Origin of the sequence: Protofrankia sp. CiP1_Cm_nod1 (assembly GCF_920888515.1) — a bacterium.
GTDB lineage: Bacteria > Actinomycetota > Actinomycetes > Frankiales > Frankiaceae > Protofrankia.
In genome coordinates this window covers 1-13,717 of the sequence record NZ_CAKKTM010000095.1, presented here as the reverse complement: position 1 = coordinate 13,717, position 13,717 = coordinate 1, and the positions used below count along the sequence as shown (strand labels likewise).

Annotated in this window: 11 protein-coding genes; 6 read left to right on the top strand and 5 right to left on the bottom strand. The window is 70.5% G+C overall.

The annotated features are described in order from the left end of the window. On the top strand, positions 1 to 264 hold a 264-nt coding region (locus NBX02_RS04915), incomplete at its 5' end, for a biotin/lipoyl-containing protein (protein ID WP_250290173.1). 88 nt (positions 265 to 352) lie between these two features. Then, positions 353 to 904 carry a DUF5313 family protein gene (locus NBX02_RS04910; RefSeq protein ID WP_250290171.1) on the top strand — a complete coding sequence of 184 codons (552 nt, stop codon included), beginning with the start codon at positions 353 to 355 and terminating at the stop codon, positions 902 to 904. A gap of 184 nt (positions 905 to 1,088) precedes the next feature. On the opposite strand, the gene NBX02_RS04905 is transcribed toward NBX02_RS04910, so the two are convergent. Next, positions 1,089 to 2,531, bottom strand: coding sequence for an NAD(P)H-quinone dehydrogenase (locus tag NBX02_RS04905; RefSeq protein WP_250290169.1), 1,443 nt, complete (start codon positions 2,529 to 2,531; stop codon positions 1,089 to 1,091). Positions 2,532 to 3,093: 562 nt separating this feature from the next. On the opposite strand from NBX02_RS04905, the gene NBX02_RS04900 reads away from it, so the two are divergent. Beyond that, positions 3,094 to 3,534 carry a gamma-glutamylcyclotransferase gene (locus tag NBX02_RS04900; protein WP_250286415.1) on the top strand — a complete coding sequence of 147 codons (441 nt, stop codon included), beginning with the start codon at positions 3,094 to 3,096 and terminating at the stop codon, positions 3,532 to 3,534. 85 nt (positions 3,535 to 3,619) lie between these two features. Here NBX02_RS04900 and NBX02_RS04895 read toward each other — a convergent pair whose 3' ends face one another. Next, on the bottom strand, positions 3,620 to 4,147 hold the full coding sequence (locus NBX02_RS04895) for a MarR family winged helix-turn-helix transcriptional regulator (protein WP_250286418.1): 528 nt from the start codon (positions 4,145 to 4,147) through the stop codon (positions 3,620 to 3,622). 96 nt (positions 4,148 to 4,243) lie between these two features. Between NBX02_RS04895 and NBX02_RS04890 the strand changes: the two genes are divergently transcribed. Beyond that, positions 4,244 to 6,403: an MMPL family transporter gene (locus tag NBX02_RS04890; protein ID WP_250286419.1), complete on the top strand. Its 2,160-nt coding sequence runs from the start codon at positions 4,244 to 4,246 to the stop codon at positions 6,401 to 6,403. A 91-nt stretch (positions 6,404 to 6,494) separates the two neighbouring features. On the opposite strand, the gene NBX02_RS04885 is transcribed toward NBX02_RS04890, so the two are convergent. The 3 genes from NBX02_RS04885 to aspS all read right to left on the bottom strand — a co-directional run bounded on the left by NBX02_RS04885 (position 6,495) and on the right by aspS (position 11,514). Then, on the bottom strand, positions 6,495 to 7,691 hold the full coding sequence (locus NBX02_RS04885; RefSeq protein WP_250286421.1) for an amidohydrolase: 1,197 nt from the start codon (positions 7,689 to 7,691) through the stop codon (positions 6,495 to 6,497). Between the two features lie 700 nt (positions 7,692 to 8,391). After that, positions 8,392 to 9,531, bottom strand: a complete 1,140-nt coding sequence (locus tag NBX02_RS04880) for a glutamate--cysteine ligase (RefSeq protein WP_250290167.1) — start codon at positions 9,529 to 9,531, stop codon at positions 8,392 to 8,394. 243 nt (positions 9,532 to 9,774) lie between these two features. Beyond that, the gene (gene aspS, locus NBX02_RS04875; protein ID WP_250290165.1) at positions 9,775 to 11,514 is read right to left on the bottom strand and encodes an aspartate--tRNA ligase; all 1,740 of its coding nucleotides are present in this window, start codon (positions 11,512 to 11,514) and stop codon (positions 9,775 to 9,777) included. 395 nt (positions 11,515 to 11,909) lie between these two features. Between aspS and NBX02_RS04870 the strand changes: the two genes are divergently transcribed. Both NBX02_RS04870 and NBX02_RS04865 read left to right on the top strand, forming a co-directional pair. Continuing rightward, positions 11,910 to 13,163 (top strand): ATP-binding protein, encoded by a 1,254-nt coding sequence (locus NBX02_RS04870; protein ID WP_250287210.1) that lies wholly within the window; start codon positions 11,910 to 11,912, stop codon positions 13,161 to 13,163. A 148-nt stretch (positions 13,164 to 13,311) separates the two neighbouring features. Continuing rightward, the coding region (locus tag NBX02_RS04865) for an AAA family ATPase (protein WP_250290163.1) at positions 13,312 to 13,717 on the top strand (406 nt) is incomplete at its 3' end.

The window sequence follows — 13,717 nt, the reverse complement described above, 5'->3', positions numbered from 1 at the left end:
GCCCGGCCACGGCGGCGGTCCGGTGCCAAGGCCGCCCGCGCGGCCAGCGGGAACGAGCTGACCAGCCCGATGCAGGGCACCATCGTCAAGATCGCGGTCAGTGACGGGGACACCGTCGAGGCCGGCGACCTCGTCGTCGTCCTGGAAGCCATGAAGATGGAGCAGCCGATCACCGCGCACCGGGCGGGCACCGTCACCGGGCTGACCGCGGCCGTCGGCGCGGTCGTCTCCAGCGGCGCCGTCCTCTGCGAGATCAAGGACTAACGGGCGGCGGTTCGCCCGCCCCGGCCCGGTTCGTCCGTAGTTCGCAGGCTTCGGAGTCCGCAGGCTTCGGAGTTCGTAGGCTGATGCCATGGGCACCGACGGCACGGACGACAGCGGGACGAACCAGGGCGGGGCCTGCCCGCCGCCGGCGAGGAGCTCGGCGCGGCCGGGCGGCGCGGCACCGGCGTCAGAACCGGTGCCCGCCGGACCGGCGCCGGCCGAGCGGCCACCGCTGACCGGCCGGATCTACTACCTGGTGGGCGGGACGCTGCCCCCGCGGTACAACCAGTGGGTCTCCCACGACCTGACCGGGCCGCGGTGGCGCGTCCGGCAGGCGTCCCGGCCGCCATTGCTCATGCTGCCGTTCGCCGTCATGTTCGCGCTGCTGCCCGGGCGCCTCAACATCCGGCTCACCATCGCGATCGTCCTGCTGGCGATCGCGGTCGGCCTGGGGTTCGCCACCGCCGGCTACTTCCGCAACCGTCGCCTCGTCCAACATGGCTTCCCGCCGGTGTTCCCGCTCGAGGAGGACGAGGACAGCGGCCCCGAGGACGCTGGCCGCGCGACCGCCGATCACACAAATGCCGATCATGACCGGACGGGGACCAGCCGCGACCGCCCGGGGACGGACGGCCGCTGACCGCCGCCGGCCACGGCACCCGCCGCCCGGGACGGCCCGCCAGCCAGGACAACCCACCACCGGCCGCGCCGCCGGCCGGCCGGCCAGGCGGCCAGCCAGACAGGCAGGCGGCCAGGCAGGCAGGCAGGCAGGCAGGCAGGCGGCATCGTCCAGCCGCGACCGGCAACCGTGGCTGGACGCCTGGTCAGAAGCTCGCGAACAGGTCCCGAGGCATGGCGATGCGGGCCGCCTCGGTCAACGAGCCGGACACCGACGGGTAGATCGTGAAGGTGTGGGCCACCTGATCGACGGTGAGGCCGTTGGCCACCGCCAGCGAAACCGGGAAGATCATCTCTGACGCCTGCGGCGCCACCACCACCCCGCCGAGGATGCTGCCGCTGCCGGGCCGGCAGAACAGCTTCACGAAACCGTCGGTGATGCCCTGCATCTTCGCGCGCGGGTTGCGCGCCAGCGGGAGGATCGTCGTCTGCGCCGCCACCTCACCCGACTCGATCATCTTCTGCGAGATGCCGACCGTCGCGATCTCCGGCTCGGTGAAGATGTTGGACGACACCGTGCCCAGCCGCAGCGGCGTGACCGCCTCGCCGAGCGCGTGCCACATCGCGATCCGGCCCTGCATGGCGGCGACCGACGCCAACGGCAGCACACCGGTACAGTCACCGGCGGCGTACACTCCCGGCACCGCCGTCCTCGACATCCGGTCGACCTCGATGTGGCCGCTCGGGGCACGCCGTACCCCGACCTCGGCGAGCCCGATGCCCGATGTCCGCGGCACCGACCCGACGGCCATCAGGACGTGGCTGCCGGTGATGGTCCGGCCGTCCGCGAGGTCGACCTCGACGCTGTCGCCGACCCGGCGGGCGGCCTCGGCCCGGGCCCGGCTGAGCACGGTCACCCCACGGCGCTGGAAGACCTCCTCGAGCACCTTGGCGGCGTCCGGGTCCTCCCCGGGCAGTACCCGGTCCCGGGAGGAGACGAGCGTCACGTTCGCGCCGAGCGCCTGGTAGGCGCTGGCGAACTCGGCGCCGGTGACCCCGGAACCGACGACGATCAGATGCTCGGGCAGCTCCCGAAGATCGTAGATATGGCGCCAGGTGAGAATTCTCTCACCGTCCGGTTCGATGTTCGGAAGAACCCTGGGTGACGCCCCGGTCGCGATCAGGATGATGTCGCCGAAGAAGGCCTCCCCGGAGTCGACCTCGACGGCGTGCGGGCCGACCAGCCGGCCGCGGGCGTGCACCACCCGCACGGCCTCCTTCTCCAGCCGGGTCTCGATGTCGCGGGACTGCGCCGCGGCAAGCCCCCGCACCCGGGCGTGGACCCGCTCGATGTCCACGCCGATGCCGGGCGGCAGCCCCGGACCGGGCAGCGCCCCGGCGTCCCAGCCCGCCTCCGGCAGGACGTGGCCACCGTCACGCAGCCGGACTCCCAGGGACGGCGCCACGGCCAGCTCCGTCATCGCGGCCGACGTGGCGATCAGCGCCTTGGACGGGACACAGTCGGTGAGGACGCACGCGCCGCCCACCCCGTCCGAGTCGATGAGCGTGACGAACGCCCCAAGCTCAGCCCCGACAAGAGCCGCCTCGTACCCTCCGGGTCCTCCTCCGAGAATGACGATTCGCGGCACCTGCGCGCTCCCTTCGATGGGTGGGATTCCCACCAGCTATCTTGCCTTGTCCGATGTGTGAGCAACCATCGCATGAACAGTCACCCGGCCTGGCGGGCGCGGACGCTCCCCCGCCAGGCCGGTACCGGGCGGACCGGGACACCGACGGCCAAGGCCCGGGATGGCCGGGATCCGGGATGCTCGGGGTCTACACTGTCTTTCGCGTAGCTGTCGAACATCGACGACCGGATCCGTGGTACCCCACGGGAGACCATCTGCCGCCGCGACGCGGTTACGGTCCGTGTTGTCACACGAAGTCGGGTCCAGGGACGTCACGATCAGGATCTCACGACCGCCCAGGCAACTGCCCGGGCAACTGTGGCTGGATCGATCGTGGCACATCGGACGGGTCCGGGCAGATATGCGGTCCGCGAGGTCGGCCGGGAGCGGCCGAGGGCTCCCCGCGCGGCGCGTCCGCGCCCGCGGGGGGAGGAAGTGGGTACAGGTAGGGGCCAGTGAAGATCCTCCAGGTAGTTCTTTGCCACCGCGGCCGCGGTGCCCGGGCCGGTGAAGGACGCACACAATGACCTTGTATGCCGCCTACGGCAGCAACCTCGACCCGGCCCAGATGAAGGAACGCGCACCGCACGCCCCCGTCATCGGGACCGGCTGGATCCGCAACTGGCGGCTCACCTTCGGCGGCGAGGACGTCGGCTGGGAAGGCGCGCTGGCCACCATCGTCGAGTCACCCGGCTCCCGGGTGTACGTGATGCTCTACGACGTCGCCAAGCGTGACCTCAGGCAGCTCGACGTCTGGGAGGGCGTGGAGGCCAGCCTCTACACCCGCATCCGCGTACGGATCTTCACCCTGGACGGCGAGGCGCTGGCCTGGACGTACGTGCTGGACGCCTACGAGGGCGGGCTGCCGTCCAAACGGTATGTGGCCATCATGGCCGACGCGGCCGAGCGGGCCGGCGCGCCGTCCGACTACGTGGCCGATCTGCGCAACCGTCCCACCGCCTGACTCTCCCACCGCCTGGCTCCCCCACCGCCTGGCTCCCCCACCGCGCCGGCCCGGGCGGACGGGGCGAGCGTTGACTGACGCAGCACTAGCTACTCTCAGTAATATCAGGTCCGCAACCGAGCCCGCGGGGCTGGACGGCCTGCCCCCGCGCGGCCAGCTCGTCCCCCAGCACGCCGAGGATCCGGACAAGATCGGCCTGGTCCCGCTCGGACAGGACGCAGAACAGGGCCGATGCCCGCTCGACATGCTCCTGCCCGACGCGGTCCACCACCTGTTCACCCTTGCTGGTCAGAGTGATGAGTATCGCCCGACGGTCGTGCGGGTGCCGGGTGCGGCGGACCAGGCCCTCGTGCTCGAGGGTGTCCACCAGCCCGGTCACAGCCCGGGCCGTGGTGCCGAGGTCCTGGACGAGATCGCGCATGATGGGCGGCCGCGGATGGTGGCGCAGCGCCGACAGCAGCCGGACGCCGGCCGGGCTTAGACCGCCGAGCCCCACGGACGCGTGCAGATAGCGCACCCAGGCCGGGCCGAAACGGGCAAACGCATAGAAAACCTGCTCTCGCAGAGATATCGCGATGTCACTGTCGGCGTTCACCTTGGGAGTGTCACCCATAAGACAAACCATTACCAGGTTCACAATCAGCGGTGGTACCGTTGCGGAGGTCAATATGCAAGAGCACAGATCATCCTAACGAGTGGGGAGACGCCGATGTCGGCGCTCGCGCGCTGGTGCCTCCGGCACCGCCGGCTTGTGATCTCTATCTGGATCGTTACCTTCCTGGCGGGATTTGCCACGGCCAGCACCACAGCCGGCCGGCTGACCTTCGACTTCTCGCTGCCCGGCCAGCCCGGCTACGAGACGGCCAAGAAGGTCCTCGCCACTTATCACACGGACAGCCAGGGCGCGCCGTTCATCCTGTCGCTGTCGGCCCAGCCCGGCCAGCGGGTCAGCGACCAGCAGGTGACGGACACCTTCGCCGCGGTCAAGCGCGACGTCTCCGACGTCCGAGTCATCGGCAGGGCGGAAACCGGCGACGACATCTTCGTCACCGATGACGGCCGCACCCAGTTCGCGTACGCCTTCTATCCGCCGCAGGACGGCCTCGACTCCGAGATCACGGTGGCGCTGAAGAAGTCGCTCGCCGAGCACACCCAGGCCGGGCTCACCGGCACCGTCACCGGCCTGAACGAGCTCGCGACCAACGGCGCGAACGACTCCGGCCCGGGGGTGCTGGTCGAAACCCTGATCGCCGGGCTCGGCGCGCTGGCGATCCTCGCTTTCGTCTTCGCCTCGCTGCTCGCGCTGCTGCCGCTGCTCGTCGCCGCGGTGGCGATCCTGTCGACCTTCCTCGTCCTGCTGGGGCTGACCTTCTTCGCGGACGTGTCGTTCCTGGTGCAGTTCCTCGTCTCCCTGATCGGCCTCGGTGTCGCCATCGACTACTCGCTGCTGGTCGTCACCCGCTGGCGGGAGGAACGCGCGCACGGCCGGGACAACCACGACGCCGTGGTGGCCTCGATGCAGTTCGCCGGCCATGCCGTGGTGTTCAGCGGCCTGACCGTGGCCATCGGCCTGGTCGCGATGGTCGTCATCCCGGTGCCCTTCCTGCGCTCCATCGGCTACGGCGGCATGCTCATCCCGCTGATCAGCGTGGCGGTCACGACCACCCTGCTGCCCGCGCTGCTCGGCGGCATCGGCCCGCGGGTCGACTGGCCACGTATCCGGCACGAGAACACCGCGAGCCGGTTCTGGACGAGATGGGCCTCGCTGGTCGTGCGCCGCCGCTGGATCGCCGCCGGCGCCGGGGTCGCCATCCTCACCGCGCTGATCATCCCGTTCCTCGGGATCCAGATCGGCACGGCGCAGTCCGGATCGCTGGCCAAGAGCGGCCCCGCCTACGAGGCAATAAAGATCATTGAGAGCGGCGGTGCCCCGAAGGGCGTCCTCACCCCGGCCGAGATCCTGGTCCAGTCATCCGCGGTGGACGACGTGCTGCGACGGGTCCGGGCCGTGGACGGCGTGGTCACCGCGACCGCCGCGAGCGGCCCCGAGGCGAACCGGGACGGCACCTCACTGATCATCGCCGTGCCGGACAGGGAGACCGCGGGCGGGCGCAGCATCGACTCGATCCGCAACCTCCGGTCCGCGCTGCACGACGTGCCCGGCGTCATCGGTGTGACCGGGATCGGCGCGTTGCAGCTGGACTACATGCACGGCGTCTACGGGGTGTTCCCCTGGGCCCTGGCTCTGATCGTCATCGTCACCTACATCCTGCTGGTGCGGGCCTTCCGCTCGCTGCTGCTGCCCCTGAAGGCGGTGGTGCTCAACCTCGTCTCGCTGGGGGCGACCTTCGGGGGCGTGGTGCTGTTCTGGCAGCACGGCTACGGCTCCGAGGAGATCTACGGCATCGAGGCCACCGGCGCCATCACCTTCTGGCTGCCGCTGATGGTCTTCGCGTTCCTCTTCGGCCTGTCCATGGACTACGAGGTGTTCATCCTCTCCCGCATCCGTGAGGAGTACGACGCCCGCGGCGACACCGACGCCGCCGTCGTCGAAGGTGTCGGCCGCACCGGGCGGCTGGTCACGTCGGCCGCCCTGATCCTGTTCCTGTCGTTCCTGTCGCTGTCGAGCGGGCCGCAGACCGACATCAAACTGTTCGCGACCGCGCTCGGCTTCGGCATCCTGCTGGACGCGACGGTCGTCCGGATGCTGCTGGTGCCGGCCCTGGTCTCCCTGTTCGGCAGCTGGAACTGGTACCTGCCGGACAGCGTCGCGAAGCTGCTGCGGATCGAGACCTCGCACCCGCGGCCGGCCGTTCCGGGCCCCCGGCCTCAGCCCGAGGCCGACCTCGAGGTGCCCAGCTCCCGGTAGCACCCGCAGCTCCGGGCAGACACATCCGCGGGGCCCTGGCTCACTGCCAGGGCCCCGGTTTCCTTCTCGGCTTTTCGACGGTCGCGCGCCGTCACTCCTCGGCCGCGGCGGCCGAGGCGAGACCGGCCGCGGTGGTCGCCAGCAGCCGGACGCCGACGCCAATGGCCTTCTCGTCCACGTCGAACCGGCCCTGATGAAGGTCGTGGACGGGGCCGCCGGGGCTGCGGGTGCCCAGCCGCGCGAGCGCTCCCGGCACCCGCTGGAGGTACCAGGCGAAGTCCTCACCGCCCAGGGACTGACCGGTGGGCGCGACGGCGTGCTCGCCGATCGCCGCCACGGCCGCCCGGCGGAGCGCCTCGGTGATGTCCACAGAGTTGATCACTGGTGGGACGTCCTGCCGGTGCTCGATCGTCGCGGTGGCGCCGTACGGCGCCACGAGCTGCGCGACCAGCCGTTCGACCATCGCCGGCGCCCGCTTCCAGACCTCTTCGTCGAAGAGGCGCAGCGTGCCCCGCAGCAGGCCGTCACGGGGAATGGCGTTCGGGACGCTGCCCGCCTCGATCTGCCCCCAGACCAGGCACGCCGCCGCCCGGGGGTCGACCGTTCGCGACAGCGCCGCGGGCAGCCCCGTCACCACCTGCGCCAGCGCGTGCACCAGATCCACGGTGTTCTGCGGACGCGACGTGTGCCCGCCAGGGCCCCGCAACCGGACCTCGATGTAGTCCGTCGCGGCCGTGATCGGGCCGCCGCGGATGCCCACCCGCCCGACTTCGAGCGCCGGGTCGCAGTGGACGGCTATCGCCGCGGACACCGAATCCAGTACGCCCTCGCGGATCAGCTCGAGCGCGCCGCCGGGCATGACCTCCTCCGCGGGTTGGAACACCAGCCGGATGGTGCCGGGCAACGGGTAACGCTCGTCGAACGCCGCCAGCGCCCTGCCGGTCCCGAGCACGATCGCGCTGTGGACGTCGTGCCCGCAGGCATGGCTCACCCCCGCCACGCAGGAGGAATAAGGGAGGTCTTTCTCGTCCCGCAACGGCAGCGCGTCGATGTCCGCGCGGACTATGACAACCGGGCCGGAACCGGTACCGACATCGCACCACAGGCCGGTGCCCGAGGACATCACCCGTGGCTTGAGACCGGAACTGTTCAGTGATTCCGCAATCAGTTCGGTCGTCCGCAGCTCCTGCCAGGCCAGCTCGGGATGCGCGTGGATATCACGACGCACATCCACCAGATCTTTCTCATTGTCCGCAAGCCAGGCCGCGACGAAGTTCTCCACCTTCACCGCACGGCCACCTGCCTACGGCCCCCACCCTGGCCCACCAGCCATCGACACCGAAAAGCCTCGGCCCCCTGCAAGTCAGACCCCTACTCTCCCGATATCAAACGATCACCAGATGCTACTGCGCGACGAGACGCCCAGGCGGCCCGGCGACCGCGGCGGCGCGGCAACCGGAACACGGCGGACACCGACACACCATCCCCGGATTTCCGGCGGATCGACTCGCAGGCCGCGGGGGACGCCGAGAGCCACAGCGCGAAATCGCACCACCGCGGGCGAGCGCACCATCGCCGCTCACCCCCGTCGACCACGGTACTCCGCCCCCGTCACGCCCCGGCCGAAGCCGTCCGGCGGCCCCGCCTGGCAGCCCCGTCCAGCAGCCCCGCCTGGCGGCCCCGGCTGTCACTGCCGGCCTCACCCCCGGCTTCCCCACGTCACCCCGCCCGGGGGAGCTCCCTCAGGCTCCTCCGGGCCTTCGGATCCACGGCTCCGCGGGCCTTCGGATCCGCAGGCCCTGAAGGTCGTCCGAAGTTCTCAGGATCCGAGGGGACGGGAAAAGAAACATGACCGTACACCCTCCGGCCAGCCGACGCACCGAAGCCGTCACCCATATCACCGGCAGCCGTACCGCCAGCCGCCGTACCGTCAACGGCCCCGTACCGCCAGGGCCATACCACCGAGAAGCCATACCGGCCGTTCCCGGCTAAAGCGGCCGGCGGGACTTCATCTCCCGAAGAAGGACATCGACCACCGTGGCGAGATCCCCGTCGGCCTGCCGCGCCACCGCGCGCTGGCGGTCGCAGCTCGAGCCGACCTGAAGAATGTGCAGGACGTCGGTGAGTTCGTCGACGCATTCCAGCCGCCGCGCGACGGGCAGCAGATCGTCGACGAGAACGGCGATCTCGTCCCGGACACGGCGGGTCGTGCCCCCCTCGTCGAGCAGGATCTCGGCGTCCAGGCCGTACCGGGCGGCCCGCCACTTGTTCTCCTGCACCACCCAGCGCTGCGGCGTCGGCAGCCGGTGGCCCTGGTCGAGCCGGGTGTTCATCCGGTCGACCAGGCACTGGGTCAGCGCGGCGATCGCCCCGACCTCCAGCAGGGTCGGCAGACCGTCACAGATACGCAGCTCCACCGTGCCGAAGTCCGGGTGCGGCCGGACGTCCCACCACACCTCACGGATGGTCTCCACCGTCCCGGACGACACCAGCGTCCCCATGAACCGCTCGAACTGCTCCCAGTCCGACAGAAGGTACGGCAGGCCGGCGGTGGGCAGGCTCTCGAACACCTTCGAGCGCGACGACGCCAGCCCCGTGTCCAGACCCAGCCAGAACGGCGAGGACGCCGACAACGCGAGGAAATGCGGGATGTAGCCGACGAGCGCGTTCACGACGGGAATCGCCCGCTCCTGCGCGGGAACGCCGACATGTACGTGCACGCCGAAAATCAGCAGGCGTCGGGCGACCCACTGCATGCGTTCCAGGATGGAGCGGTAGCGCGGGTCGGGACTGATCTGCTGGCTGGCATAACTGGTGATCGGGTGGGTACCGCTGCACATCAGGGCAAGCCCGCGCGACGCGGCCAGATCCTCGATGAGACCGACGGTCACGGCCAGGTCGGCCTTGGCGTCGGCGACCGTGTCGCAGACCCCGGTGACGACCTCGATGACCGACTCGAACAGCTCGTGTTTGGCCCGCTGTTCGGCATGTTCACCGATCTTGGCCTGATACTCGTCGAGGATGGCGGTCGCCGCCCCGCGAAGCTGACGGGTACGGCGGTCGACCAGCGCCAGCTCCCACTCGACGCCGAGACTGGATGTCGGTGACGGCGAGAACGGTATCTGCATTCCCGGGCCTCCTGTCGTATCCGGCGCGTGATCCACGGCCAACCCGCCCGAAGCCGAACCAGCCGGCCCCGATGCCCGTCCGGGACGGATTCACCGGTCATACCCACGCCACGACACGTGATGCGGCCAGGTAACCGTAAAACGGCCGGGACGCCGCCGGAGGCGGTTTCACCCGGTCAAGAGCCCGCCAGGTCCTGCCAGGCAGGGGAATTCGCGTGTGGTGGCAGGTGAAGGTGGCGGCGTTTACGCTGTCGGGAGTACCCGGATGCCCAGCTCACGCACCTGCCGGGCGTCGATCGGAGTCGGCGCGCCGGTCATCGGGTCAAGTCCGGACTGGGTTTTCGGGAAGGCGATGACCTCGCGGATGTTGTCCTCGCCGGCGAGGATCGCCACCAGCCGGTCGATACCGACGGCGAAACCGCCGTGCGGCGGGGCCCCGTAGGAGAACGGCGTCAGGAAGAAACCGAACCGGCGGTCGGCCTCCTCCGCCGAGATCCCCAGCGCGGCGAAGATGCGCTGCTGCAGGTCGGGCTCGTGGATCCGGATCGATCCCGAGCCGAGCTCCCAGCCGTTGAGCACCAGGTCGTAGGCGCGGCTGCGCACGGCCAGCGGCTCGGTCTCGAGCTTGTCGAGGTCGTCGGGGTGCGGCCGGGTGAAGGGGTGGTGGCCGGGCTTGGGCCGCCCGGTCTGCGCATCGACCCCGACGAACAGCGGGAAGTCGGTGACCCAGACGAAACGAAACCCGCCCTCGCCGGCCGGCGGGCGGCCGAGGTCGTTACGGAGCTGGCCGAGCACCTCGCAGACCGTCGCCCACTCGTCGGCGACCAGCAGCAGCAGGTCGCCGTCCTCACCGCCGGTCGCCTTCACGATCCCGGCCAGTTCGGCGGCGGAGAGGAACTTCGCCACCGGCGACTCCAGCGACCCCTCGGCACCGACCCGCATCCACACCAGGCCCTTCGCGCCAAGCTGCTTGGCCCGGTCGGTCAGCGCGTCCAGCGCCTTGCGATTGTGGGTGGCCGAACCGCCAGGCACCCGGATGCCCTTCACCGACGGCGCCCCGGCGAACGCCTGGAAGCCGCTGCCCGTGAAGACCCCGGTCAGCTCGACGAGCTCCAGGCCGAAGCGCAGGTCGGGCTTGTCCACGCCGAAACGGTCCATGGCCTCGTGCCAGGTGATCCGCTCGATCGGCGCGACCGGCCCGCCGGTGACGGCCCGCGCGGCGGTCAGCACCGCGGCGGAGATCACCTCCAGGACGTCGTCCTGGTCGACAAAGCTCATCTCGACGTCGAGCTGGGTGAACTCGTACTGCCGGTCGGCGCGCAGGTCCTCGTCACGCAGGCAGCGGGCGAACTGGAAGTAACGGTCGGCGCCGCCCACCATCAGGAGCTGTTTGAACAGCTGCGGGGACTGCGGCAGCGCGTAGAAACTGCCCGGGAACTGCCGGGACGGCACGACGAACTCCCGCGCCCCCTCCGGCGTGGAGGGCATCAGCAGCGGCGTCTCGACCTCGACGAACTCCCGCGGTACCAGCTCCGAGCGCAGCGCGGCCAGCACCGCCGAGCGGGTGCGCAGGTTGCGCTGCATGCGCTCGCGGCGCAGGTCCAGGTAGCGGTAGGTGAGCCGGGTCGCCTCGTCGACCGAGTCCGCCCGCTCGTCGATCGGGAACGGCGGCGGCAGCGCCGCGGAGAGGACCGTCACCACGCAGTCGTGCAGCTCGATCTCGCCGGTGGCCAGGTTGGGGTTGATCGTCCCCTCGGGCCGGGCCGCCACCGTCGCGGTGACGGCGACGACATACTCGGAGCGGACGTCGACGGAGCCGTCCACCACGCACTGCACCTGGCCGGAGTGATCCCGCAGATCGACGAACATCAGCGACTGGCCGTGCTGGCGGCGGCGGGCCACCCAGCCGCATACCGTAACCGTCGCACCGATGTGCTCCGTGCGCAGCGCACCGCACAGGTGTGACCGCATCGCCGTCTTCATCGACCGTTCCGCCCGTTCGCTGTAGTTCCTGGGCCTGCCGTGGTTGCTTCAGGCGCCCGAGCACGCCCGTATCACGACGCCCGTACCGCGACCGACCTTACCGGCCGCCAGCGCCGCAACCGAACGAACATTCACGCCCACCGCCCGTCACCGTCACGAAGCCATGCCGCCACGGATCCGTCAGGGCACCACCACGATCAGGCATCCCAGCGGCCGATCGTCCACGCGGCGCAAGGCCACCCGCCCACGCACCGAGCGTCCATTTCACCACGACCCGTCCGACCAGATAACCGCAAGGACAGTGTCCAGGTGACCACGATACCTGCGTCCAACTGTCCACAGACCATGCGACCAGATGACCACGATCATGGCGGCCAAGTGTCCATAATGGTGGTGTGAACGCATCAGGCGCGCTGATCAGACGCAAGGCGGAGGCACTCATCGTGGAGGCGCTGGGAGACACCAGAGTCGTCGCGATCAACGGCGCGCGACAGGCCGGCAAGAGCACCCTCGCCCGGCTGGCCGCCGCCGCCACCGCCAACCCGCTGATCCGCCTGCTCGACGACCCCGCCACGCTGCGCGCCGCGCACGACGACCCGACAGGCTTCATCGACCACGACGGCCTGTTGGTCGTGGACGAGGTCCAGCTCGCCCCCGAACTGTTCCGTTCGATCAAGGTGGCGGTGGACACCGACCCCCGGCCCGGCCGCTTCCTCCTGACCGGCTCCGCTCAGATCCTCGCCCTACGCGACCTTCCGGACGCGCTCCCCGGGCGCATCGAGACCATCGAACTGTGGCCGTTCTCACAGGGAGAGATCGACGGGACGCCGGACCACTTCGTCGACGCGGCCTTCACCCACGGCCCCGGGCTCAGCCGCACCTCGCCGCTGCGACGCCGCGACTACCTCGAACGCATCGTCCGCGGCGGCTACCCCGAAGCGGTGCGGCGCTCACCCCGCCGCCGGACGGCGTTCTTCGACTCCTACCTGTCCACCCTCATCGCCCGGGACGTCACCGAACTGTCCGCCATCCAGCGCCGCGGTGAGCTGCACCAACTGCTCGCCCTGCTCGCGAGCCGGTCCGGTGGGCTGCTGGTACCCGGCGCGCTCGCGTCACAGTCCGGCATCCCCAGAACCACTCTCAACCGCTACCTGGACCTGCTGTCCGCGGTCTTTCTCATCAAGCTGGTTCCGGCCTGGTCCACCGGCCACACCCACCGGGCGGTCGGCACACCGAAGCTGGCATACGTGGACAGCGGCATAGCCTGCCATCTGCTGGGGCAGGACGCGGCCCGGCTCGGGGAACCCGACGGCACCGCCGGCCCGATGGTCGAGAACTTCGTCCTCACCGAACTCGCCCGCCAACTCGGCTGGAACGAGCAGTCCGCCCGCCTCTACCACTACCGGACGAAGGACAAGGTCGAGGTGGACGCACTGCTGGAGACCCCCGACGGCCGTGTCGTCGGGATCGAGGTCAAAGCCGGCGCCACCGTCCGCACCGAGGACCTCGCCGGCCTACGCCACCTCGCCAACCTGCTCGGCCCACGCTTCGTAGCCGGCTACGTCCTCTACACCGGCCAGCAGACCCTACCCTTCGGCGACCGCCTCTCCGCCCTCCCCCTCGACGCCCTGTGGAACCTGACCCCCTGATGACCCACCTGACCCCGCGAGTCCGGTGAGGTCGTTCTCGCAGGTCGGGCGGGAACGGGCCGGTGAACGGCGCACGTTCCGCTCCCCCGGCCAGCCCGGACGCACAGCCAGACGCCGCCCGCGGTGGTGCCCGCCGTAGAGTGATCGTATGACGGCAGGTCGGCTTGCGGCGGTGACGGTCGAGGGGTACACCTCGATCCGCTCGACGCGGGTCCGGCTGGGCGGGCTGAACGTCCTGATCGGCCCGAACGGGGCGGGCAAGAGCAACTTCGTCTCCGCGCTGGAGCTGCTGGGGCGAATCGTCGACGAGGACCTGCAACTGTTCGTCGGGCTGCGCGGCGGTGCCGGAGCGCTGCTGCACGGCGGCCCGCGGGGCGGCGCGTCGGGGATCACGGTCCGGGTGGAGGCACCGCCACACTCCTACCTGGCACGGCTGGTCCCCAGCGCACGCGATGAGCTGGTCTTCGAGGCGGAGGAGATCTCCGGGCCGGCCGGGACGGTGCTGCTCGGCCGCGGGCACCGGGAGACACTGCTGCACCGGAAGACCGGCGGGC